Below are 25,824 nucleotides of genomic sequence, written 5' to 3'. Positions count from 1 at the left end.
ACTGAAATGACTCGGATAGATACCGTCCTGGTAGCCAACCGCGGCGAGATCGCGGTGCGCGTGATCCGCACACTGCGGGCCATGGGAATCCGCTCCGTCGCCGTGTTCAGCGAGGCGGACCGCGACGCGCGGCACGTCCGCGAGGCCGACACCGCGGTGCTGCTCGGTCCCGCCGCGGCGCGGGAGAGTTACCTCGTCATCGAGAAGGTGATCGCGGCTGCGCAGGCCACCGGCGCGCAGGCGATCCATCCCGGTTACGGGTTCCTGTCGGAGAACTCCAAGTTCGCCGGGGCCTGCGCGGACGCGGGGATCGCGTTCCTCGGTCCGTCCGCTCACGCCATCGAGGTGATGGGCGACAAGATCACCGCCAAGAACGCGGTGGCGAAGTTCGACGTGCCCGTCGTCCCCGGCATCGCCCGCCCCGGCCTGTCCGACGACGAACTGATCGCGGCCGCAGGCGACATCGGCTACCCCGTCCTCGTCAAGCCGTCGGCAGGCGGCGGCGGCAAGGGCATGCGTCTGGTGGAGGAGCCGGGCGCACTCGCCGAGGCACTGCGCAGCGCGCGGCGTGAAGCGGCGTCGGCGTTCGGCGACGACACACTCTTCCTCGAGCGATTCGTGCTGCGGCCCCGGCACATCGAGGTGCAGATCCTCGCGGACGGACACGGGAACGTCGTCCACCTCGGCGAGCGCGAATGCAGCCTGCAGCGTCGCCATCAGAAGGTCATCGAGGAGGCGCCGTCGCCGCTGCTGGACGAGGCGACACGCGCCCGGATCGGCGAGGCCGCCTGTAACACGGCGCGCAGCGTCGACTACTCGGGAGCGGGAACGGTCGAGTTCATCGTCTCCGCCGACAAGCCCGACGAGTTCTTCTTCATGGAGATGAACACCCGGCTGCAGGTCGAGCACCCGGTCACCGAACTCGTGACGGGCCTGGACCTCGTCGAGTGGCAGGTGCGAGTGGCCGCCGGTGAGCGTCTCGGCTTCACCCAGGACGACATCACCCTCACCGGTCATGCCATCGAAGCCCGCGTCTACGCCGAGGATCCGAGTCGCGGATTCCTCCCCACCGGTGGACTCGTGGCCGACGTCGTCGAACCCGCCGGCCCCGGTGTCCGGGTCGACTCCGGGCTGCAGCCCGGCACGGTGGTCGGCAGCGATTACGACCCGATGCTGGCGAAGGTCATCGCCCACGCCGACGACCGCGCCGGTGCGCTGCGGAAGCTGGACCGGGCGCTGGCCGGCACCGGTGTGCTGGGAGTGGTCACCAACATCGAGTTCGCGCGCTTCCTGCTCGCCGATCCCGACGTGGTGGCCGGTAACCTCGACACCGGTCTGCTCGACCGACGGCTCGAGGACTTCGTCGCGGCGGAGGCCACCGATGCCGCCCTGATCGCCGCTGCGGCTTTCCGCTGGTTGCAGCGCTGGCCCGAGCGGGCACAGGCCGATCCGTGGGACGTTCCCAGCGGCTGGCGGGTCGGGGTTCCCGCACCCACCAGCATCCGGTTGTCCTCTGCCACCCGCACCGACCACGTGCGGATCACCGGCAGTCCGGCCGAGGCCACCGCACAGGTCGAGGACGGCGACACCCTGTCCCTGACGGCGGCGCTCGACGCAGCCACGCTCTCCGTGGTGATCGACGGCAGACGCGAAACCTACCGGGTCGCCCAGACCGACGGGCACATCTGGCTCGCCGGTTCCGACGGCACGACGATGCTGCGTGAGGTCCGTGAACTCAGTGTCCGCACCGGCGACGTCCACGCCGGCGAGGCCGAGATCACCAGCCCCATGCCCGGATCCGTCATCGCCGTCGGCGCCGAGGCGGGCGCCCACGTCACCGCAGGCCAGACGCTCGTCGTGGTCGAGGCGATGAAGATGGAGCACTCGCTCACCGCCCCCGTCGACGGCGTCGTCGACATCCTCGTCGCACCCGGTGACCAGGTGATGGTCGACCAGCTGCTCGCACGAGTCACCCCGGACACCGACACCACCGACACCACCGACACGAAAGAAGATGCGTCATGACCGAATTCCTTGCCACCGGCCAGCTTCCCGACGAGTACCAGCAGTTGGCGAAGACCGTCGCAGATTTCGCCAAGAACGTGGTGGCACCGGTCGCGGCGGAACACGACGCCAACCACACGTTCCCGTACGAGGTGGTGTCGGGGATGGCCGACATGGGCCTGTTCGGCCTGCCGTTCCCCGAGGAGTACGGCGGAATGGGCGGCGACTACTTCGCCCTCTGCCTGGCACTCGAAGAACTGGGCAAGGTCGACCAGAGTGTCGCGATCACCCTGGAAGCCGGTGTGTCGCTGGGTGCGATGCCGATCTACCGGTTCGGCAACGAGGAGCAGAAGCAGGAGTGGCTGCCGCAGCTGACGAGCGGCAAGAGCCTGGCCGCGTTCGGGCTCACCGAGCCGGGCGCCGGAAGCGATGCCGGCGGGACGAAGACCACCGCGAAGTTCGACAGCGGCGAATGGATCATCAACGGCAACAAGCAGTTCATCACCAACTCCGGCACCGACATCACCAAGCTCGTCACCGTCACCGCGGTGACCGGCACGAAGGACGGCAAGAAGGAGATCTCCACCATCCTCGTGCCGACGTCGACGCCGGGCTTCACTGCCGAGCCGGCGTACAACAAGGTCGGCTGGAACGCCTCCGACACCCACCCGCTCACGTTCTCGGACGTGCGCGTTCCCGAGGAGAATCTGCTCGGCGAGCGTGGCCGCGGGTACGCGAACTTCCTGCGGATCCTCGACGAGGGACGCATCGCCATCGCCGCGCTCAGCGTCGGCGCCGCCCAGGGATGCGTCGACGAGTCGGTCAAGTACGCCAAGGAACGGGAGGCGTTCGGACGGCCCATCGGACACAACCAGGCCATCGCGTTCAAGATCGCCCGCATGGAGGCGCGCGCTCACACCGCGCGCACGGCGTACTACGACGCCGCCGCCCGGATGTTGTCCGGCAAGCCGTTCAAGAAGCAGGCCGCCATCGCCAAGCTCGTCGCCTCCGAGGCCGCGATGGACAACGCCCGCGACGCCACTCAGATCCACGGCGGCTACGGATTCATGAACGAGTACACCGTGGCCCGGCACTACCGGGACAGCAAGATCCTGGAGATCGGCGAGGGCACCACCGAGGTGCAGCTGATGCTGATCGCGCGGGAGGCAGGCCTGTGACCGCCACGACCGAGCCGAAGCGAATCGTTCAGCGGGGCCTGTGGTTCGAGGAGTTCGAGCTGGGAGCGGTGTACGAGCACCGGCCCGGCCGGACCGTCACCGAGGCCGACAACGTCTTCTTCACGACGCAGACGATGAACACCCAGGCACTGCACCTGGACGCCGCGTACAGCGAGAACACCCAGTTCGGTGAGCGCCTCGTCAACTCGATGTTCACCCTCTCGACGCTGGTCGGGTTGTCGGTGGCGCAACTGACGCAGGGGACCATCGTCGCGAACCTGGGGTTCTCGGAGATCAGTTTCCCGAAGCCGTTGTTCCACGGCGACACGCTGTACGCGGAGACGAAGATCGTGGACAAGCGCGAGTCGAAGAGCAGGCCCGGCGAGGGCATCGTCACCCTCGAGCACACCGGCCGCAACCAGAACGGCGACGTGGTGGCGATCGCGGTCCGCAAGACCCTCGTCCAGAAGAAGCCGTCATGAGCTGGGAACTGCCCGGGCCCGCCTGGCTGTTCTGCCCGGCCGACCGGCCCGAACGGTATGCGAAGGCGGCTGCAGCAGCCGACGTCGTGATCCTCGACCTCGAGGACGGGGTGGCGCCCGCGGACAAGGAAGCGGCGCGGGTCGCCCTGATCGACACCCCGCTGGATCCGGATCGCACGGTGGTGCGGGTCAATCCGGTCGGGACCGAGGACCACGAGCGCGATCTGCTGGCACTCGACGGCACCCGCTACACGAGGCTGATGCTGGCCAAGTGCGAGTCCGCCGACCAGGTGCTGTCGCTGGCGCCGCGTGAGGTGATCGCCCTCGTCGAGTCGCCGCTCGGTGCGCTCGCGGTGAGCGAGATCGCGCTGGCGGCGAGCACGATCGGCGTGATGTGGGGCGCCGAGGATCTCGTGGCGGCGATGGGCGGCAACTCCAGTCGCCGCGAGGACGGCAGCTACCGTGACGTCGCCACCCACGTGCGGTCGTCGACACTGCTGGCCGCCAAGGCGTATCACCGGCTCGCCCTGGATTCCGTCTATCTCGACATCAAGGACCTCGACGGGTTGCGCACCGAAGCAGTCGACGCCGTCGCCGTCGGATTCGACATCAAGGTGGGCATCCACCCCAGCCAGGTCGCGGTGATCCGGGAGGCGTACGCGCCGTCCGACGAGGACGTCGACTGGGCGACGCGGGTTCTCGCCGCTGTCGCCGACGAGCGAGGAGTCTTCGCGTTCGAGGGAAAGATGGTGGACGCACCGGTCCTGCGTCACGCCGAGGCGATTCTGCGCCGCTCCCAGGTCGAGTCGAAGGGGACAAGCACGTCCGAGTCCCCTCGGTAGGCGGCGAAAGAGCGCGGAACGGCCGCGCTCTCGGGGAAGATGGTGCCCATGACTGCCGATCCGCAATGGGTGCCCACCGAGTCCGACGTGCGCGACGCGGTCGTCACCGACTTCGCCCGGTTCGTCGCCCGGCGTCACGGCGCCCGGGTCGACGACTACCGGGCGTTGTGGCGCTGGTCGGTCGCCGATCCGGCGGCGTTCTGGCAGGACGTGTGGGACTACTTCGAGATCCGGTCCGCCACCGACCCCGGACCGGCCCTCGCGGACGGTGCGATGCCGGGCGCCGTCTGGTTCCCCGGGGCGACGCTCAACTACGTCGACCACGTCTTCCGGAACGCCCGCCCCGGAACACCGGCGATCCTGTACGCGGGTGAGGGCGCTACCGACATCTCCGTCGGGTGGGACGAGTTGCGGTCCGCGGTGGCGGGCCTTGCCGCGACTCTCCGCGAGCACGGAGTCGGGGTCGGTGACCGGGTCGTCGGCTATCTCCCCAACATTCCCGAGGCCGTCGTCGCGTTCCTCGCGACGGCGTCGCTCGGTGCCGTATGGGCCGCGTGCGGACAGGACTACTCCGCGCCGGCCGCGCTCGATCGACTGGGTCAACTGGAACCGAAAGCGCTGATCACCGCGGACGGCTACCGGTTCGGGGGCAAGGAACACGATCGGCTCGCGGCGTCGGCCGACCTGCGCAGCGGATTGTCGTCGCCGGCTCTCACGGTGGTCGTGCCGCACCTCGATCCGGACGCCGTCGTCGACGGCACTCTCACCTGGGCGGAGGCCACCGGCCGGGACGCCGCACTCGAGCCCGTCGCCGTCCCGTTCGACCATCCGTTGTGGGTGGTGTTCTCCTCGGGAACCACGGGCCTGCCGAAGGGCATCGTGCACGGTCACGGTGGCGTTCTCCTCGAACACGTGAAGTCGCTCGCGCTCCAACTCGACATCGGCCGCGACGACACCCTCTTCTGGTACACCAGTCCCAGTTGGATGATGTGGAACTTCCAGACGGCGGGACTGCTGGTGGGGGCCACCATCGTCTGTTACGACGGGAGTCCGTCCTATCCGACGCCGGATGCGTTGTGGGCCTTGGTGTCACGTCTGGGTGTGACCGTGGTCGGCACCAGCCCCGGCTATGTTCTCGCGTGCGACAAGGCGGGGGTGGTCCCTGTACGCGAGCACGACCTGAGCACGCTCCGCGCGGTGGGGGTGACCGGGTCCACGCTGCCGGCGGCGTCGTCACTGTGGTTGTCCGAGAACGTCGGTCGCCGCGTTCCTGTTATGTCGATCACCGGTGGGACCGACGTGGTGTCGGCGTTCGTCGGGGGAGCGCGGAGTGTGCCGGTTTGGCCGGGGGAGCTGTCCGCCCCGTGTCTGGGCGTCGCCGTCGACGCGTTCGACGAGTCGGGGCAGCCGGTGCGAGGCGAGGTGGGTGAACTGGTCGTGACGGCGCCGATGCCGTCCATGCCGGTGTCGTTCTGGAACGATCCGGACGGAAAGCGTTACCGTGAAGCATATTTCGATGTGTTTCCCGGAGTGTGGCGGCACGGCGACTGGATCACGATCACCGATCGCGGGACCGTCCTGATGCATGGAAGGTCCGATTCCACATTGAACCGCAATGGAATTCGGATGGGTAGCGCCGACATCTACCAGGTGGTGGAAAAGCTCCCGGAGGTCGCGGAGGCGCTTGTCGTCGGTGTGGATCTGGCGGACGGGGGATACTGGATGCCACTGTTCGTGGTCCTGTCGGAGGGGACGGAACTCGACGACGCGCTGAAGCAGCGTATCCGCGGAGCGATTCGTGAGCAGGCCTCTCCCCGGCACGTGCCCGACGACATCATCGAGGCCCCCGGCATCCCGCACACCCGGACCGGCAAGAAACTCGAGGTGCCTCTCAAGCGCATATTCCAGGGTGCGGACGCGGACCGCACGGTGGACCGCAGCGCCGTGGACGACCCCGACCTGCTCGACTGGTTCGCGCGGCACGGACGCTGAGCGGCGAGTCCGTTGATGTCAGTGTCGTTGGGGTGACAACGGGAAGGTTAGTCTTACTTTGGTTACTTGTTGGTAGAGGTCTGCGGTCCGACGTCCGCGCAATCGGCGAATGTGAGAAATCTCCCGTCTGCCTGCGGCCGGTCGCGCCGCGGCGATCGCGACTAATCGGACATCGGCAGTGTCGCGCAGCGGGAGGACGTTCCAGATGCTGGGATGTCGCCGTGTCGCCGTCGATGTGCATCTCTTCGGCGGAGACGTCTTCGTTGTCCTCGTGGCAGGTCAGCGGGCGATCTGACGGCGCCCGGGTGCTCACCTGAACGTCCAAGTTTTCGTTCGATGCGGCTCGGCGACGGACCTGGTCGATTATTCCCTGTGCGCAACTCCGGGTGTTCTTCGTTTTGAGACCTGCGCGGGGCTTTGGTAGACACGGTGGTTGGCAAAAACTGCGGTCACGGGGGGGCAGTAAGTGTTCAACGCCGCGGTCGGTCACCAGATCGATTGCACCGTGCACGGATAACAGTCGGGAGGCGGAACATGAAACTGGATACGACAGTTGTACACCTAGTGAAATTCCGACTCTCGGTACGGTATCCACGTTCTGGTTGTACACAGTGTCTGGAATGTGGTTCGGCCTGTTGAATATGTGCGCGTCGAAGATCGAATTCAGGCCTGATTCTGGAAGTATCGAGGGTTGGGTACGTCACACCGGCGCCGGTAACGGCAGTGGATCCGACACCGATGTAATTCCCGGCGCAACCGCAGAACCGTACGAACCGAAATCGTCACCACCGAGGGAGAGGAGGCCGAAGCGATGAGCGCGACGAAGTTTCGCTGCTCCACCAGCGCCGTAGACTCGGCTCTCGACTCGGAGGATGACGAGCACCGATTGGGTGGCCGCTTGTTGGATCGATGAGAGAACGGAGCCACGTATGAACCCGCTCACCGTAAGTAGTTCGGGATGTAAGGGCCTTGGAGTGTTCAGCGTCGCAGGCAATCGGGTTTCGGACGATCGTCTGACATCGACTCCGAGTGTGGTGGAACTCTTCGATCAGCGCAGGGCGTCCCATGCCCGGCACGTCCCCGCTACGCGAGATGCTTCGAACCGGCAAGGCCTGTTCATGTGATGGCGTTCATCGGAGAACCGGCCCACGGCGAAGTCCGTGGGACCGAGAGCTACGAATCACCAAAGACACAGGCGGCAGTCGCCACGCGTTCGAGAACGGAGTAACCCTTGGGGTCGGGACAAGCAGCGGGTAGTAGCGGTGCTCCGGAAGGGGCGTTTCCGCTGTCAGCTGCGCAGCGAGGCATCTGGTTCGCGCAACACGCGATGGGCGACGTTCCTCTCACCATCGCCCAGTACATCGAGCTTCGCGGTGACATCGACCTCGATCTGCTGACCGAGGCCACGGTCCGTACCGGCCGGGAGTTCGGTTCCGGCTTCCTCCGCCTCGTCGAGATCGAGGGGATGCCCTACCAGTACGTCGACAAGTCCCTCGACGACGCCATCACCTATGTCGACCTCCGCGCCGAGAACGATTCCGTCGACGCCGCCGAGAAGTGGATGCGGGCCAACTACAGCGCCCCCGTCGACCTCCTCGAGGACCGCCTCGTCGTGGTCTACCTGCTCCACGTCGGGGAGAATCACTACTTCTGGTTCTGCCGCATCCATCACATCGCGCTCGACGGCTTCGGCGCGATGGCGCTGATCGCACGCATCGCCGAGATCTACACCGCCCTGGTCGAGGGCACCGAGCCGCCGGCCTGCCGCGCGGAGGACCTGGTCCGGATCGTCGAGGACGAGCAGCGGTACCGCAACTCCGAGCGGTTCGCGAAGGATCGCGAATACTGGGCCGAACGCACCGCGCACCTGCCCGAGGCCCCGAGCCTCGCCGGTCGTGCGGCCATGGTGGGCAAGTTCGCGCGGCTCTCCTCCGAGGCACTGCCCGAGTCCACCGCCACCCTTCTCGACGAGGCTCTCGGCGGCAGCAACGCCAGCTCCGCGCCCATCGTGGTGGCCGCATTCGCCGCGTACCTGGCCCACATGACCGACCGCACGGACGTCGTCCTCAGCCTCCCGGTCTCGGCGCGCACCACCGCCACGTTGCGCCGCTCCGGCGGAATGGTGTCGAACATCGTTCCGCTCCGACTCCAGATCACCCCGGAGATGACCGTCCCCGAGCTGGTCAAGAGCGTCCAGATCGAGCTCACCGGCGCCCTGCGCCGCCAGCGGTACCGGCACGAGGACATCCGCCGGGACGCCGGAGCGCCCCAGGGGCAGCGTGGCTTCTTCGGTCCCTCGATCAACATCATGATGTTCCACAGCGAGATCAAGCTGGGGACGGTCACCGGACACCAGAACGTCCTCACCACCGGACCGGTTGAAGATCTCTCGCTGAACATCTACCAGGGTGTGGCGGGCAGCAAGATCCACATCGACTTCGAGGCCAACCCCAACCTGTACTCGGCGGACGAGCTGGACCGTCACCACAGCCGCTTCTTCGACTTCTTCGAGCGCTTCCTCGGAGCCGGCGACGATGCTTCGGTGTCGGATCTGGCCGCGATGAGCGACGAGGAACGCGGACAGGTCGTGACCGGGTGGAACGGTGATGTCGTGTCGCCGCCGGCGGGGACCGTCGTCGACCTGTTCGACGCCCAGGTCGCGCGCACGCCCGACGCGACGGCACTCGTCTTCGACGGCGAGGAGCTCACGTACGCCGAGTTCGACGCGCGGGTGAACCGTCTCGCCCGGACGCTGATCGGCAGGGGAGTGGGTCCGGAGACGAAGGTCGCGCTCGCGATCCGCCGCTCGCTCGACTCCATGGTCGCGATGTACGCCGTCGTCAAGGCGGGCGGCGCATACGTGCCCCTCGACCCCGACCACCCCGCCGAGCGCACGGCGTACGTGCTCGAGAGCGCCCGCCCGCTGTGCATCCTCACGGTCACGCGGGACCACCTCGCCTTCCCTGCCGATCAGGACGTCGTGGAGATCGACGCCCTGGATCTGCGCGGCGTCCCGGCGGGCCCGATCCGCGACGACGAACGGCTCGCCGATCTGCGTCCGGCCAACCCGGCCTACGTCATCTACACGTCCGGGTCCACCGGACGTCCGAAGGGTGTGGCGGTGAGTCACGCTTCGGTCCTGAACCAGGTCAGGTGGATCGCGTCGCGCTACGCGCTCGATGCGGACGATGTCGTGCTGCAGAAGACCCCGACGACGTTCGACGTGTCGGTGTGGGAACTGTTCGCCGCACTCGCTTCCGGGTCGCGCCTGGTGATCGCCGCGCCCGAGGGGCATCGCGATCCCGCCTACCTCGCCGACGTGATCGCGCGCGAGAAGGTCACCGCGACGTCGTTCGTCCCGTCGATGCTGTCGGTGTTCGTCGCCGAGGCCGACCGCGAACAACTCGTCAGCCTGCGCGTCGTTCTCGTTGCGGGAGAGGCGTTTCCGCCTGCCGTCGCCGCAGCGTTCCGCGCGAAGTCCGACGCCGGGTTGCACAATCTCTACGGCCCCACCGAGTTCACCGTGCACGCCACCGCGGGAGAGGTGGAGCGGGAGACCCTCCACACGATTCCGATCGGCACCCCGGTGTGGAACACCGAGGCGTACGTGCTCGACGGCCACCTCCGGCCCGCTCCCATCGGATCCGCGGGAGAGCTCTATCTCGCGGGAGCCCAGGTCGCGCGCGGCTACGAGGGCCGGCCGGAGCTCACGGCAGAACGCTTCGTGGCCAATCCCTTCGGCGCCGCGGGAACCCGCCTGTACCGCACCGGCGACCTCGTCAAGTGGCGCGTCGACGGCAGCATCGAGTACCTCGGTCGCACCGACTTCCAGGTGAAGGTGCGCGGCCTGCGCATCGAACTGGGCGAGATCGAGGCCGCGATGTCCTCGTATCCCCATGTGGCGCAGTCCGTTGCGGTCGTCCACGACAGCTCCCTGGGGCAGCGGCTCGTCGGTTACGTCGTCCCCGAACCCGATTCGGCGCTGGACGTCGAGGATCTGACGGTCCACGTCGGCCGTGCGGTGCCCTCGTACATGGTTCCCGACGCCGTCGTGGTGATCGCCGAGATGCCGGTCGGCGCGAGCGGCAAGCTCGACCGGAAGGCCCTGCCCGAACCCACGTTCGCGGCGGAGTCCAGTGAGTACGTGGCCCCTCGCAGCACCATGGAGGAGTCGATCGCAGGACTGTTCGCCGAGGTTCTCGGTCTGCCACGGGTCAGTGTCGGCGACTCGTTCTTCGCGCTCGGCGGCGACAGCATCGTCTCGATCCAGCTGGTGTCCCGCGCGAAGGAAGCCGGTGTCCTGTTCACGGCCCGCGACGTCTTCGAGCGCAAGACCGTGGCCTCACTCGCCGAGGTCGCGAAGTCGGCATCCGAATCGGCGACGGTGCACGTCCTCGAGGAACTGCCGGGCGCCGGTATCGGCACGATGCCGCTGACACCGGTCGTGCACTGGATGACGGAGCTGGGCGGCGACTTCCACCGCTTCTCGCAGTCCATCCTCCTGGCACTGCCGCCGAAGGTGGACCGCGACCGCCTGGTGCGCACGCTGGCGGCCGTCGTCGATCGCCACGACGCTCTGCGTTCGTCGCTGCGCCGCACCGACTCTCCGGCCGGATGGTCGCTGGAGGTCGCACCGATCGGCTCCGTCGACGTCGACCGGCTCGTCGATCGCGTCGAGTTCAGCGAGGGACCCGGCACCGACTCGTTCGAGGCGCTTGCCGCGCACGCCCTCGAGCGCACGGTGGACACGTTGGACCCGGCGACCGGCAGCGTGGTGCGTTTCGTCTGGTTCGCGCCCGCTGAGGACTCCGGAGATCTCGCACCGCGGGACGGCGAGGACGGCGACAGCGGGGAGGGTGAGAGCACCCCGCAGTCGGGACGACTGCTCGTCGTGATCCACCATCTCGCCGTGGACGGGGTGTCCTGGCGAGTGCTGGTGCCCGACTTCGCGTCCGCGTGGGCGCAGATCGCCGCCGGGGCGGACCCGCTGCTCCCGGCGGTCGGCACCTCGGTCCGCCGCTGGGCGCACGGCCTCGCCGACAACGCCCGGAGCGCCCGCCGCGTGGCCGAACTCGACTACTGGCGCACCACCCTCGACGGTGCGGACCCGCTGATCGGTTCGCGGGCCCTCGACGGCCGCGATACGGTCTCGACCACCGGCCGGGTCCGCCTCGAGGTCCCGGCCGACGTCACCGACGGTCTGCTGACCGACGTGCCGCGCGCGTTCCACGGCGGTGTCAACGACGGTCTCCTCACCGCCCTCGCCCTGGCCGTCGCGGCATGGCGCGCGGAACGCGGCGTCACCGAGACCTCGACCCTCGTGCACCTCGAAGGTCACGGCCGCGAGGAGACGGTGCTGCCCGGCGCCGATCTCTCCCGTACGGTCGGCTGGTTCACCAGCATGTTCCCGGTCCGGTTGTCGGCCCCCGGCGTCGACGTGCGCGACGCCCTCGCCGGCGGTGCGGCCGCAGGTCAGGCCGTCAAATCGGTGAAGGAACAACTCGCACGGGTACCCGAGCACGGCATCGGCTACGGAATGCTGCGATTCCTCAACGCCGAGACCCGCGCGGTTCTCGCGGCGTTGCCGAGCCCGCAGATCAGTTTCAACTACCTCGGTCGGGTGTCGGTGGGCGAGATCCCCGACGCGTTCCGGGCGGCGGGCTGGGTGCCCGACACCGACACGATGGAGCTGACCGGTACCCGCAACAGCGAGATGCCGGTGCACTTCGCCCTCGACATCAACGCGATGATCGTGGATGTCGAAGGAGAACAGCGGCTTTCGGCCACCGTCGACTTCCCCCAAGGTGTTCTCACCGACTCCGAGGTCGGCGAGCTCACCGGCCTGTGGACCCGCGCGCTCGAAGGGCTCGTCGAACACACGAGGCGGCCCGGAGCCGGTGGCCGGACGCCGTCGGACCTCGACCTCGTTTCCCTGAGTCAGAGCCGGATCGACACCCTCGAGAGCGACTACCCCGCGCTCGCCGACGTCTGGTCGCTGGCCCCGCTGCAGGTAGGCTTGCTGTTCCACGCGTCGCTGGCCGGTACCGCCACCGACGTGTACACCACCCAGCTCGTGATGGACCTGGGCGGATCCGTCGACACCGACCGCCTCCGCCGCGCCGCGGAGTCGCTCGTCGCGAGGCACCCCAACCTGCGCACCGCGTTCGTCGCGGGCGACGACGGCACCGGCATGCAGGTGGTCGTCGACCGGGTGGACGTGCCGTGGACGCACGTCGACCTCTCGGCCGCGTCCGAGTCCGAGTCCGACCGTGCTGCGGAACTCGAGGCGCTGATGCTCGCGAACCGGACCGACCGGTTCGACATGACCGCACCGCCTCTCGTGCGATTCCTGCTGGTCGAGACGGGCGAGGACCGCTACCGGTTCGCTGTCACCAACCACCACATCCTCCTCGACGGCTGGTCGCTGCCGATCCTCATCCAGGATCTGCTGACCCTGTACGCGGTGGACGGCGACGCGCTGGCACTGCCGCAGCCGCGTCCGTACCGCAGCTACCTCGAGTGGCTGTCCGCGCAGGACCCGCAGGTGCCCGTGGCCGCATGGGCGAAGGCCCTGAGCGGCATCGAGGAGCCCACCCTCCTCGCACCCGCGCACGCGGAGACCGCCCCGACGCTCACCCCCGGTGAGCTGGTGATCGACCTGCCGGACGACCTGCTCGCCGACATGACCGCGCGCTCGCGCGAACTCGGCGTCACCATGAACACCCTCGTCCAGGCCGCGTGGGGAATCGTGCTGGGCAGGCTGACCGGACGGGACGACGTGGTGTTCGGCACCACCGTCTCGGGTCGTCCGCCGCAGGTGCCCGGCATCGAGTCCATGCTCGGGCTCTTCATCAACACCCTGCCGGTGCGGGTGCGCGTCCGGGCCGGCGACGCCGTCCGCACCCTGCTCGACCGCATCCAGCACGAGCAGACCGAGTTGCTCGATCACCATCACGTCGGGCTCACCGACATCCAGCAGGGACTCGGCCTCGGCGCGCTGTTCGACACGCTGATGGTCTACGAGTCCTACCCGCTCGACCGTGAGGCGCTCACGAAGAGCAGCGACATCGAGGGTCTCCGCGTTCTCGACGTGACGTCCAACGACGCCACCCACTACCCGCTGGCGATCGTCGCGATGACCGACCCGCGGCTGCACCTCACGGCCAAGTTCCTTCCCGAGATCTTCGAGGCCGCCGAGGTCGAGGAGATCATGGAGCGGGTCGTCCGCGTGCTCGGTGCGCTGTCCGGGGACGTCGACACGCTCGTCGCGGACATCGACATCCTCGCTCCCGGCGAGCGTGCGTCCCTGCTGGCGGCGCACGGCACCGATGCCGTCGCACCGCTGTCGCTGCCGGAGATCCTCGCCGCGACCGCGGCGGAGAACGGCGAGCGCACGGCTCTCGTCGCGGATGGCGAATCGCTCACCTACGCGGAACTCGACGCGCGCTCGAGCCAACTGGCCCGGGTTCTCGTCGATCGCGGTGTGGGGCCGGAAACGTCTGTGGCGCTCGGGATGACGCGCTCGCTGCACTCGGTGATCGGAACGTGGGCAGTGGCCAAGGCCGGCGGCACCTTCGTGCCCGTCGACCCCCGCTACCCGTCCGAGCGCATCGCACACATGGTCGCCGACTCCGGCGCGATCCTCGGCCTGACCGTGGCCGCTCAGCGGGACACCCTTCCCTCGGGCGTCGAATGGCTCGCCCTGGACTCGTCCGAGTGCGACGCGCTGTGCGCCCCGAAGTCGGCGGAGCCGGTGACGGATTCCGAGCGGACCGCGCCGGTACGGCTCGACCACCCGGCGTACATGATCTACACGTCCGGTACCACCGGTCTGCCCAAGGGTGTCGTCGTCACTCACACCGGGCTGGCCAACTTCTCCGCCGAGCAGCGCACCCATTACGGGGTGAGCCCGTCGGCACGGACCCTGCACTTCGCGTCCCCGAGCTTCGACGCGTCCGTCCTCGAGCTGCTGCTCGCCTTCGGTTACGGCGCGACGATGGTCGTTGCCCCCGCCGACCTGTACGGCGGTGAGGAACTCCGAAACTTCCTCGCGGACAACGAAATCACCCACGCCTTCGTCACACCCGCCGCGCTCGCGTCGGTGGAGCCGGCCGGACTCGACCGGCTCGAGGTCGTCGTGGTCGGCGGCGAGGCGTGCCCGCCGGAACTGGTGGAACGCTGGGCGCCGGGGCGCCGGATGTACAACGGTTACGGACCCACCGAGGCCACCGTCATGAGCAACGTCAGCAACCTGCTGGTGCCCGGGAGCCGGATCGAGATCGGCGGTCCCGTCTGCGGTGTCACCGTCTACGTTCTCGACGAACTGCTGCGCCCGGTACCCGTCGGCGTGGCAGGGGAGTTGTACATTGCGGGCCCCGGTCTCGCTCGCGGTTACCACGACCGACTCGGCCTCACTGCCGAACGATTCGTCGCGAACCCGTTCGGCGAGAACGGCAGCCGGATGTACCGCACGGGCGACATCGTCCGGTTCGTCGTCGACCACGGGCACCGCGCCGGTTACGGCGTGGAGTACGTGGGCCGCAGCGACTTCCAGGTGAAGGTCCGTGGTTTCCGGATCGAACTCGGCGAGATCGACGCGGCGCTGGTCAAGCACCCGGACCTCGAGTTCGCGGCCACCCTCGGCACATCGATGCCGTCGGGTTCGACCGCCCTCGTGTCGTATGTGCTGCCGACCGCGGGCGCCGCGGTGGACGTGGCCGAGGTGACGCATTTCGTCGGCGACACGCTGCCGGCGCACATGGTGCCGAGCGCGGTCGTCGTCCTCGACGAGATCCCGCTCACCACCGCAGGCAAACTCGACCGGAGGGCTCTGCCCGAGCCCGACTTCGACGCCCTGCAGGGCGAGATGATCGAGCCGCGCACGCCCACCGAGGAACTGGTCGCCGGTGTGCTGGCCGACGTGCTCGGGCTCGCGAAGATCAGTGTCGCCGAGTCGTTCTTCGACCTCGGCGGCAACTCGCTCGTGGCGACGAAGGCGGTCGCCCGGCTCAACGCTGCCGCGGGCACCCGTCTGGGTGTGCGCGAGCTGTTCGAGGCGCCGACCGTGGAACGGCTCGCGGTCAAGGTGGCCGAGCAGGCCGGAACGGGCTCCGACCGGCCGGTCCTCATCGCGCGGCCGCGCCCGGAGCGGGTTCCGCTGTCGATGGCTCAGCAGAGCATGTGGCTGATGAACCGGTTCGACACGGCGTCCTCGGCGTACAACATCCCACTCGCCGTGCGTCTGTCCGGTTCGCTCGACATCGACGCGATGTCGGCGGCCGTGTCGGATGTGCTCGCGCGGCACGAGTCTCTGCGGACCGTGTTCCCCGACTCCGGCGACGGCCCGTACCAGCAGGTCGTCGACACCGAGCAGGTTCCCTTCGACCTGACGCCCGTCCCGGTGAGCGAGGCCGAACTCCACACGGCCCTCACCGAATTCGCCACCGAGGGATTCGACGTGACGGTCGCGCCCCCGCTGCGTATCCGGTTATTCGCAACGAGCGAGAACGAATTCCTGCTCGTCCTCGTCGTGCACCACATCTGCGCCGACGGGGCATCGATGTCGCCGCTCGCGCGCGACGTCATGGTCGCGTACAGCGCGCGCACCGCCGGTGCCGCTCCGCTGTGGCAGCCGCTGCCGGTGCAGTATCCCGACTTCGCGCTGTGGCAGCGCGAGGTCCTCGGCGACCCCGCCGACACCCAGTCGCTCGCGGGCAAGCAGATCGCGCACTGGGCCGACACCCTCGCCGGGGCACCCGAGCTGATCGATCTTCCGCTGGACCACGCACGCCCGGCCAGGCAGTCGATGCGGGGCGATTCGATCGACTTCGCGATCACCCCCGAGTTGCGGCGCGGCCTCGAAGCGGTCGGCAAGGAACGCGGTGCCTCGCTCTTCATGGTGACGCACGCGGCATTGACGACGCTGCTGTCGCGGCTGAGCAACAGCGACGACATCACCGTCGGCACCCCGCTCGCCGCACGCAGCGATCAGGCGCTCGACGACCTGGTGGGCATGTTCGTCAACACCCTGGTCCTGCGCACCCATGTGCGGCCGGGGGATTCGTTCGCCGATCTCGTCGAACGGGTCCGCGAAGGCGACCTGGCCGCGTTCGGCAATTCCGACGTGCCGTTCGAGAAGATCGTGGAGGCACTGCGGATCCGACGCTCGGCGGCATACTCGCCGCTGTTCCAGGTGATGCTGTCGTTCCAGAACAACCGGATGGATGCGCTCGAACTGCCCGGGCTGACCGTGCGCGTGATCGAGGACATGGCGCAGGGCGCCAAGTACGACCTCACGTTGACGATCACCGAGAAGGCCGACGAGTCGGGTGAACCGGCAGGCCTCGGCGCCCGGTTCACGTTCGCCACCGACCTGTTCGAGCGCAGCACCGCGGAACGGATCTCCGAACGGTTCGTGCGGATCCTCGAGGCCGTCGTCACCGATCCCGATGTCGCTGTGGGCGACATCGACATACTCACCGAACACGAGAGAGCAAAGTTGAGCCAAGCGCGACCTGCCCGCACGATGACAGTTCGCGAGCTGCCGCAGCTTCTGGCCGCTGCGGTCGAGGTCGCCCCCGACGCCGTCGCGGTCGCCCACGACGGTATGCAGGTGACGTACCGCGAGTTCGACGAGCGGCTCCGCTTGATGTCCGCGCCGCTGTCGGAGCGGGGGATGGGTCCGGACGCGATCGTCTCCGTGGTGCTGTCCGGTCTGGTTCCCACGATCATGATGGCCCCGCCGTCCGAGGACGGGAAGGACGGCTTCGGCACCATTCTCGACCAGGTCATCGCGGACGCGCACGCCCTGGTCGGCGACATCGAGATCGCCGTGCCCGCACCGGAAATCGTTGCGACGCCGGAGGTGGAGGTCGCCGAAACGTCGGGATGGCCGCTCGAACTCTTCGTCACGCGCTGGCAGGAGTGGGTCGAGCGCGACCCGCTGGCCCGCGCCGTCGTGGCGGGCGGCGTCGAGACCACCCGCGGTGAATTGAACCGCCGGGCCAACCAGCTCGCACGCGAACTGCTGTCCCGTGGTGTCCGCCCCGACGACGTCGTCGCACTGCTCACCCCCCGTTCGGTCGAATGGGTGATCGGGATGCTCGCCACCTGGAAGGTCGGCGCGGCGTACTCCCCGTTCGACCAGAAGTGGGGAATGGAGCGGATCACCGGCCTCATCGAGGACAGCGGCACGCGGACCGTGGTGGCCACCCGGTCCTGGAGCGGGCTCACCGAGGCACCCACCGGGAACTCGGCGCTCGACGACCCGATCGTGCTCGACGACCCCGAGACGGTGCGTCACCTCGAAACGCTGGACGGCACCGACTTCCCGCACGACCCGTGGTCGGACGAGCATGCCGGCCAGCGCCTCGGACACGTCATCTCGACGTCGGGGTCGACCGGACGGCCCAAGCCCACGATGGTGCCGATGCTGGGCCTGTCCAACAACTATCAGTCGTACCAGTGCGACCTCCGGGTGAAGGACGGCACCGGACTACTGATTGCGAATTCCCCGCTGTTCGACCAGACCCAGAAGAACATCTGGGTGGGTCTCGCGTACGGCGGTGTGCTCCACCTCGCCGACGACGGCTTCGATCCGGGACCGATTCTCCGCATGATCGGCACGGGCGAGGTCCAGATCACGAACCTGGCACCCAGTGCGTTCGAGGTTCTCACGGAACTGGATACCGACGGTGTCCTGCCCAATCTGAAGGTCGTCCTCCTCGGCGGTGAGATGCTGCGACCGGCAGCCTGCACGGCGCTGATCGGCACGGACTCGCGCCTCCTCAACAACTACGGCCCGACCGAGGCATCGGTCACCTGTTCCTCGTACGAACTGGACCTCACCACCGAAGACGCCGAGTCGTGGCCCGTTCCGTTCGGCGCCGCGTTCCGCGGTGTCCGGTACCACGTGCTCGACGGCCGGATGCGCCCCGTGCCGCCGGGAGTGACCGGTGACCTCTACATCGGCGGCCAGGTCCTGGCCCGCGGGTACGGCAACATGTTCGGCACCACCGCGTCACGATTCGTGGCGAACCCGTTCGAGGGGCCCGGTGCCCGCATGTACCGGACCGGTGACCTCGTCCGCGAGCGTGCCGACGGCGGGCTCGTGTTCGTGGGACGCAGCGACTTCCAGGTGAAGATCCGCGGTCTCCGGATCGAACTCGGCGAGATCGAATCCGCACTCAACGCGACCGACGTGGTGCAGAAGTCGGTGGTGGTCGTCCACGACAGCGAGCAGGGTCCCCGGCTCGTCGCATACGTCACCGCGACCGCAGGCGCCGAACTCGACGTCGATGCGACGCTCGACGGATTGCGGCACGTCCTGCCGTCGCACATGATCCCGGACACGGTGATGGTGCTCGACGAGATGCCGCTCAACGCGAATCTCAAAGTCGACCGCAAGGCCCTCCCGGAGCCGGTCTTCGCCACGAGCACGGTTGAATTCGTCGCACCGCGCACCCCGCTCGAAGAGGTCGTCGCCGGCATCTTCGGTGACGTGATCTCCGCGACGCGGGTGAGTGTCGACGAGTCGTTCTTCGATCTGGGCGGCAACTCACTCAGCGCCACCCGTGTCGCTGCCCGTGTCACGTCCGCGACCGGCACCGAGGTCGGGATCCGTGATCTGTTCGACGCTCCGACCGTTGCCACCCTCGCGAAGCTCGTCGAGGACCGGGCCCACCACGGTTCCACCCGGCCTGCACTGGTCGCGGGCGAGCGCCCGCGGGAGTTGCCGCTGTCGCTCGCGCAGCAGCGGATGTGGTTCCTCAACCGTTTCGATCCGTCGTCGCCGGCGTACAACGTTCCGCTCACCGTGCGACTGCGCGGCGAATTGGACGTCGCCGCACTGGCTGCGGCGCTCTCCGACGTCGTCGCGCGGCATGAGGTGCTGCGGACCGTGTTCCCGGACTCCGATTCCGGTGCGCACCAGGTGATCCTGCCCGCCGCCGGCATCGACCTCGCTCTCGAGCCGGTCGACGTCCGCGAGGACGACCTGCGGGACCGGATGTTCGAATTCGGTTCCACCGGCTTCGACGTCACCGACACGATCCCGGTCCGGGCCCGCCTGTTCCGGCTCGGCGCGACCGACCACGTGCTGGTGCTGGTCATGCACCACATCGCGTCCGACGGCGCGTCCACGCTGCCGCTGGCCCGCGACGTCATGACGGCCTACGCGGCCCATCTGGACGGGACGCAGCCCGCGTGGCCGGCGCTGCCCGTTCAGTACGCGGACTACGCGCTGTGGCAGCGGGACGTGCTCGGCTCCGAGGACGACCCCGATTCCCTGGCCGCGGCGCAGATCGACTTCTGGTCGAAGACCCTCGCGGGTGTGCCCGACGTCCTGGCCCTCCCCACCGACCGGCCCCGCCCGACGGTGCGGTCGATGGCAGGTGCTTCCGTCGGCTTCTCCGTCGACGAGGACATCCACCGTCGTCTCGGTGAGGTCGCGCGCGCACACAACGTGTCGCTGTTCATGGTGCTGCACGCGTCGCTGTCCGTGCTTCTGGCACGGCTCAGTTCGAGCACCGACATCGCCATCGGAACCGCTGTGGCGGGGCGCGGTGACCAGGCGCTCGAGAACCTCGTCGGCATGTTCGTCAACACGCTGGTGCTGCGGACCGAGGTCGAGCCCGGCACGTCCTTCGCCGAACTGCTCGAGCAGGTCCGCACCCAGGACCTCGCCGCGTTCAGTAATCAGGACGTCCCCTTCGAGCAGTTGGTGGACGCCCTGAAGCCGACCCGGTCGACGGCGTACTCGCCGCTGTTCCAGGTCGTGCTGACCCATCAGGTCAACGGCATCCCGTCGCTCGAGTTCGCCGGACTCGAAGCGACACCCGGTGCCGTGGACGTCGAGTTCAGCAAGTTCGACCTCACCGTCGACCTGCGCGAACTGTGGTCGGACGAGGGTGCGCCCACCGGGATCACCGGCGTCCTCGGGTTCGCCACCGAGATCTTCGACGCGGAGACCGTGCAGGGCTTCGCGGACCGTTTCGTGCGGATCCTCGCCGCCGTCGCAGGCGGCGGAACCGACGTCGCGGTCGGGGACATCCCCATCCTCGACGCCGAGGAGACCCAGGAACTGACACCGGTCCGCGGTATCGAGGGCACGTCGCCCACGACTCTCGTCGAACTGCTGTCCGCGGCCGTCGCCGCGAATCCCGACGGTGACGCGGTCGTCTCGGGCGGCGAGAGCATCACCTACCGCGAGCTGGACGAGCGCTCGAACCGTCTGGCGCGCATCCTGATCGAGCGCGGAGTCGGCGCGGAGACGTTCGTCGGGCTCGGTACCACCCGCTCGATCGCGTCGATCGTCGGCATCTGGGCCGTCGCCAAGAGCGGCGGCGCATACGTGCCGATCGACCCCCGGTACCCGGACGAGCGCATCGCGCACATGGTCACCGATTCCGGTGTGTCGCTCGGGCTTTCCGTGAGCTCCGAGGTCGGCCGGCTTCCGGCGGACGTCGACTGGCTGGTCCTCGACAGCGAAGACTTCGAGAACGCCGCCGCGCGGTACTCCACGGCTCCCGTCGCGGAGGCAGAGCGTCGCACGGCGGTGACACCGGCCAACAGCGCCTACGTGATCTACACGTCCGGCACCACCGGGCAGCCCAAGGGCGTCGTCGTGACCCACCGGGGTCTCGCCAACTTCGCGGCCGAACAGCGTGAGCGTTACCAGGTGACGACGGACTCTCGGACGCTGCACTTCGCGTCGCCGAGTTTCGACGCGTCCGTCCTCGAGCTGCTGCTCGCGGTCGGCGCCGGCGCCACCATGGTGATCGCTCCCACCGACGTGTACGGCGGACCCGAGTTCGCGCAGTTCCTGCGCGAGCACCGCGTCACGCACGGCTTCGTCACGCCTTCGGCGTTGGCGTCCGTGGATCCGTCCGGGCTCGACGACTTCCAGTTCGTCGTCGCCGGCGGCGAGGCCGTCCCGGCGGAACTCGCGGCGCGCTGGGCACCCGGACGCTCGCTGTTCAACGGATACGGTCCCACCGAGACCACGATCATGACCAACATCAGCGACCCGATGGCCGCCGACGGTCCGGTCACGATCGGTGGTCCCATCCGCGGCACCAGCGCACTGGTCCTCGACGATCGGCTCCGCCCCGTTCCGGTCGGTATCGCAGGTGACCTCTATCTGTCGGGTCTCGGACTCGCCCGTGGTTACCATCGGCGCACGCCGCTGACCGCGGGACGCTTCGTCGCGAACCCGTACGGTGAGCCGGGCGACCGGATGTACCGCACCGGGGACGTCGTGCGCTGGACGAAGGACGCGGACGGCGCGCTGACCGTCGACTACGTCGGCCGCTCGGACCAGCAGGTGAAGGTCCGCGGATTCCGCATCGAACTCGGCGAGATCGACGCGGTGCTCGCCAAGCACCCCGCCGTCGACTTCGCCACGACGTCCGTCCTGCCCGGACCGTCCGGGGATTCGGTCCTCGTGTCGTACGTGCTCCCGGTGCCGGGCGCCGAGGTGGACGTCACCCGGATGCTGGATTTCGTGGGCGAGTTCGTGCCCACATATATGGTGCCGTCGACGATCGTGACCCTCGACGCCATCCCGCTCACCCCGGTGGGCAAGCTCGACCGCCGCGCCCTGCCCGAGCCCGAGTTCCTGACGGCGGGAAGGGAATACCTGGCTCCCGAGACAGACGTCGAGCGCACCGTGGCGGATATCTTCGTCGACGTGCTCGGTGTGGAGCGGGTCGGACTGGACGACTCGTTCTTCGATCTGGGCGGCAACTCGCTCGTCGCGACTCGCGTTGTGTCGCGGCTGAACACGGCGCTCAGCACCGACCTCGGCGTTCGTGAACTTTTCGAGGCACCGACCGTCGCCGGTCTCGCCCGGCGCGTGGCCGAACACGGCGCCGGTACTGCCGCCCGCCCCGCGCTCGTTCCGCGTCCGCGCCCCGACCGCATCCCGCTGTCTCTCGCACAGCAGCGGATGTGGTTCGCCAACCGGTACGACCCGGCTTCAGCGGCGTACAACATCCCACTCGCGCTACGGCTCACGGGATCGCTCGACGTCGCGGCGTTGCAGACCGCGTTGCGGGACGTCGTGGTACGGCACGAATCGCTGCGGACGCTGTTCCCTTCCTCGCCGGAGGGACCGTACCAGGTCGTGCGCACCCCGGACGAGGTAGGAATCGACCTCGCGGTCGCGCCTGTCGCCGACGACACCGATCTGCACCGGCAGGTGTTCGCCCTCGCAACGACCGGTTTCGACGTCGCGAAGGCCGTCCCGGTTCGCGCCGCGCTCTACCGGGTAGGCGGCGAGAGCAGTACCGAACACGTGCTCGTCGTAGTGATCCACCACATTTCCGCGGACGGCGGCTCCATGGCGCCGCTCGCGCGCGACCTGCTCGTCGCGTACAGCGCCCGGGCACAGGGCGACGCCCCCGCATGGGTGCCGCTGCCGGTACAGTTCGCCGACTTCGCGCTGTGGCAGCGGGACGTGCTCGGGTCCGAAGACGACCCGGAGTCCGAGTCCGCGCGTCAGCTGGCGTACTGGAAGGACACTCTCGCCGGTGTCCCCGACCTGCTCGATCTGCCTCTCGACCGGCCCCGCACACCGAACCGGTCGGCTGCGGGAGCCCGGGTCGAGTTCGAGATCGACGCCGACCTGAGGGCGGCACTCGCCGAACTCGCCGGACGTCACTCGGCCACCCCGTTCATGGTGGTCCACGCCGCGTTCGCAGTGCTGTTGTCCCGCATGAGCGGATCGGACGAAGTCGTCGTGGGCACGCCGGTCGCCGGTCGCGGTGATGCCGCACTCGACGACCTGGTCGGTATGTTCGTCAACACCCTCGCGCTGCGTACCGGTGTCTCCCAGTCGGCGACGTTCGCCGAGGTGCTCGGGGGTGCCCGGGAAACCGATCTGGGTGCGTTCGGGAACACCGACACACCGTTCGAACGCCTCGTGGAGGTGCTTGCCCCGGGCCGGGCCGCCGGCTACGCCCCACTGGTGCAGGTGATGCTGACCTTCCAGAACAACGAGACCGCGCGGCTCGAACTACCCGGCCTCACCGTGACCGCGCTCGACACCGAGTCGACGCTCGCGAAGTTCGACCTCACCCTCGGTATCGACGAGCAGGGCTCGGACGCGAACGGTGCCACACGTGCAGTGTTCGACTACGCCACCGACATCTTCGACGAGGCGACGATCGCGGGGTACCGGGACCGGTTCCTGCGGATTCTCCGTGCCGTGACGGCCGACAGCGAGGTGATCGTGGGCGACATCGACATCCTGTCGGCCGACGAGCACGCCGATTTGGCAGACGGCGCCGACGACGGCGCCGTCGAGTCGCTCGGATCGCACACTGTGGCGGAGGAACTCGCCAACCGTCCGCTGCCGGAACTCCTCGACGCCGCGGCGTCGATCAATCCCGACGGAATCGCACTGTCGCACAACGGCACCGACGTTACCTACGGTCAGTGGCACGAGAAGTCCGGTGAACTCGCTCGCACCCTGGCGAGTGTGGGCGTCGGGCCGGAGGCCGCGGTGACCGTCGCACTGTCCACCCTGTTGCCGGGGATCCTTGACGGTGCATCCGGCGAAGGGTTCGCGGATCGATTCGCGGGCATGCTCGCCGGGGTCATCGCCGAGACGACCACCGCCTCCGACCCCTCGGCTCCGCTCGCGGGCGTCCTCATGTCCTGGGTGGGGCACGTTCAGGCCGACCCCGACGCGTTCGCGCTGGACGCCGACGGTGTCCGTCTTTCCCGCCGCGAGCTGAACTGCCGGGCGAACCAGCTCGCGCGGGAACTCGAGTCCCGCGGCGTCGGTGCGGACGACGTGGTCGCCCTCGTCGTACCGCGGTCCGTCGAGTGGGTCGTCGGCATGCTCGCCGCATGGAAGGTCGGGGCCGCGTACGCCCCGGTCGACCCGGCCTACCCGGTCGAACGCATCGCGGCGATGATCGAAGACAGCCGGGCGCGTGCCGTGGTCGCTACGACCGCATGGCCCGATACCGACGCCGTCGCCGCCGAGGTCCTCGTCCTCGACGACCCCGGCGTGGCACGGGCACTCGCAGCGCACGACGACTCCGATCCGGCAGACCGCTGGACGGAGCCCGGCGCCGACGGCCGGCTGGCGTACGTGATCTCGACGTCCGGGTCCACCGGGCGGCCGAAACCGACACTCGTCCCGATGGCTGGCTTCGTGAACATGCTGGACTGGTACCGGCGGGAGACGGGCCTGTCATCAGGTGACGGCGTGCTCGTCACCTCCGCGCCCGGCTTCGACCTCACCCAGAAGAACGTGTGGGGCGCACTGTCGTCCGGCGCCGGTGTGTACCTCGCAGTGGACGGCTTCGAGCCGCAGTCGATCTTGCGCACGATCGCCGACAACGACGTCCATGTCGTGAACATGGCTCCGAGCGCGTTCGAGGTGCTCGTCGACCTCGACGACGACAACGCGCTGTCGTCGCTGCGGATGATCTTCCTCGGCGGTGAATCCGTCAATATCGTGCCGCTGAAGCCGCTGCTCGCGGAAGGCGTCCGTATCGTCAACAGCTACGGTCCGACCGAGGCCTCGGACGTGGTGGCCCGCTACGAGATCACGGCGAACGACGCCGCGGCCGGACAACTCCGCGTGCCCACGGGCACTGCGCTCGCGAACGTCTCCCTGCACGTGCTCGACGCGCGGTTGCGGCGAGTCCCGGACGGTGTCACGGGTGAGCTGTACGTCGGTGGGATCGCGGTCGGCCGCGGATACGGTGGGCTGCGGGGCCTGACCGCCTCGCGGTTCGTCGCCGATCCGTTCGGCGCACCCGGGACGCGTCTGTACCGCACCGGCGACCTCGTCCGCCGACGCCCGGACAAGAACCTGGAGTTCCTGGGCCGCACCGACTTCCAGGTGAAGATCCGCGGGCTCCGCATCGAGCTGGGCGAGATCGAGTCGGCGCTGCTCGCGCAGCCGTCGATCTACCAGGCGGTCGTCGTCGTCCACGACAGCGACCAGGGCCAGCGGCTGGTCGGCTACGTCGTCCTGTCGGCACAGTCGGGAGACGCACCGGACGCGGCGGCCGTGCTCGCGGCCGTCGGCGAGAACCTGGCGCCGCACATGGTGCCCGACGCACTCGTCGTTCTCGACGAGATGCCGCTGAACAACAACGGCAAGGTCGACCGAAAGCAGCTGCCGGAGCCGGACTTCGAGGTGCACGCAGGGGAGTTCGTCGCCCCGCGCACGCCGATGGAAGAGATCGTCGCCGGGGCGTTCACCGAGGTCCTCGGCGTGGAGCACGTCGGCGCGACCGATTCGTTCTTCGACCTCGGTGGCAACTCACTGAGTGCCGCCCGGGTCGTTGCGCGCCTCGACGTGGC

6 protein-coding genes (1 of these 6 only partly in view) are annotated in these 25,824 nt (G+C 68.6%); all 6 read left to right on the top strand.

The annotated features are described in order from the left end of the window. Nucleotides 1-6 precede the first annotated feature (6 nt). Nucleotides 7-2,025: an acetyl/propionyl/methylcrotonyl-CoA carboxylase subunit alpha gene (locus tag HGB39_RS14550; protein ID WP_005575195.1), complete on the top strand. Its 2,019-nt coding sequence runs from the start codon at nt 7-9 to the stop codon at nt 2,023-2,025. Continuing rightward, the gene (locus HGB39_RS14545; RefSeq protein WP_005253824.1) at nt 2,022-3,182 is read left to right on the top strand and encodes an acyl-CoA dehydrogenase family protein; all 1,161 of its coding nucleotides are present in this window, start codon (nt 2,022-2,024) and stop codon (nt 3,180-3,182) included. Before HGB39_RS14550 ends, HGB39_RS14545 begins: the two co-directional genes overlap by 4 nt. Further along, nucleotides 3,179-3,664 (top strand): MaoC family dehydratase, encoded by a 486-nt coding sequence (locus HGB39_RS14540; RefSeq protein WP_005575196.1) that lies wholly within the window; start codon nt 3,179-3,181, stop codon nt 3,662-3,664. Before HGB39_RS14545 ends, HGB39_RS14540 begins: the two co-directional genes overlap by 4 nt. Beyond that, nucleotides 3,661-4,506, top strand: coding sequence for an HpcH/HpaI aldolase/citrate lyase family protein (locus tag HGB39_RS14535; protein ID WP_005575198.1), 846 nt, complete (start codon nt 3,661-3,663; stop codon nt 4,504-4,506). Before HGB39_RS14540 ends, HGB39_RS14535 begins: the two co-directional genes overlap by 4 nt. Before the next feature lie 48 nt (nt 4,507-4,554). After that, nucleotides 4,555-6,498, top strand: a complete 1,944-nt coding sequence (locus HGB39_RS14530) for an acetoacetate--CoA ligase (protein ID WP_054245392.1) — start codon at nt 4,555-4,557, stop codon at nt 6,496-6,498. 1,327 nt (nt 6,499-7,825) lie between these two features. Further along, nucleotides 7,826-25,824, top strand: partial view of a non-ribosomal peptide synthetase gene (locus tag HGB39_RS14525; protein ID WP_064079817.1) — the 5' portion only. 15,754 nt of this gene lie beyond the right edge of the window; 17,999 of the gene's 33,753 nt are visible here — the first part of the coding sequence; its start codon is at nt 7,826-7,828; its stop codon lies off the right edge, out of view.

Origin of the sequence: Rhodococcus opacus (assembly GCF_012396235.1) — a bacterium.
Taxonomy (GTDB): domain Bacteria; phylum Actinomycetota; class Actinomycetes; order Mycobacteriales; family Mycobacteriaceae; genus Rhodococcus_F; species Rhodococcus_F opacus.
This window is presented reverse-complemented; position numbering and strand designations above follow the sequence as displayed.

Excerpts from the sequence above, each read along its gene's own strand:
- HGB39_RS14550 (WP_005575195.1), top strand. The coding sequence starts at position 7 with ATGACTCGGATAGATACCGTCCTGGTAGCCAACCGCGGCGAGATCGCG.
- HGB39_RS14530 (WP_054245392.1), top strand. The coding sequence starts at position 4,555 with ATGACTGCCGATCCGCAATGGGTGCCCACCGAGTCCGACGTGCGCGAC.
- HGB39_RS14535 (WP_005575198.1), top strand. The coding sequence starts at position 3,661 with ATGAGCTGGGAACTGCCCGGGCCCGCCTGGCTGTTCTGCCCGGCCGAC.
- HGB39_RS14545 (WP_005253824.1), top strand. The coding sequence starts at position 2,022 with ATGACCGAATTCCTTGCCACCGGCCAGCTTCCCGACGAGTACCAGCAG.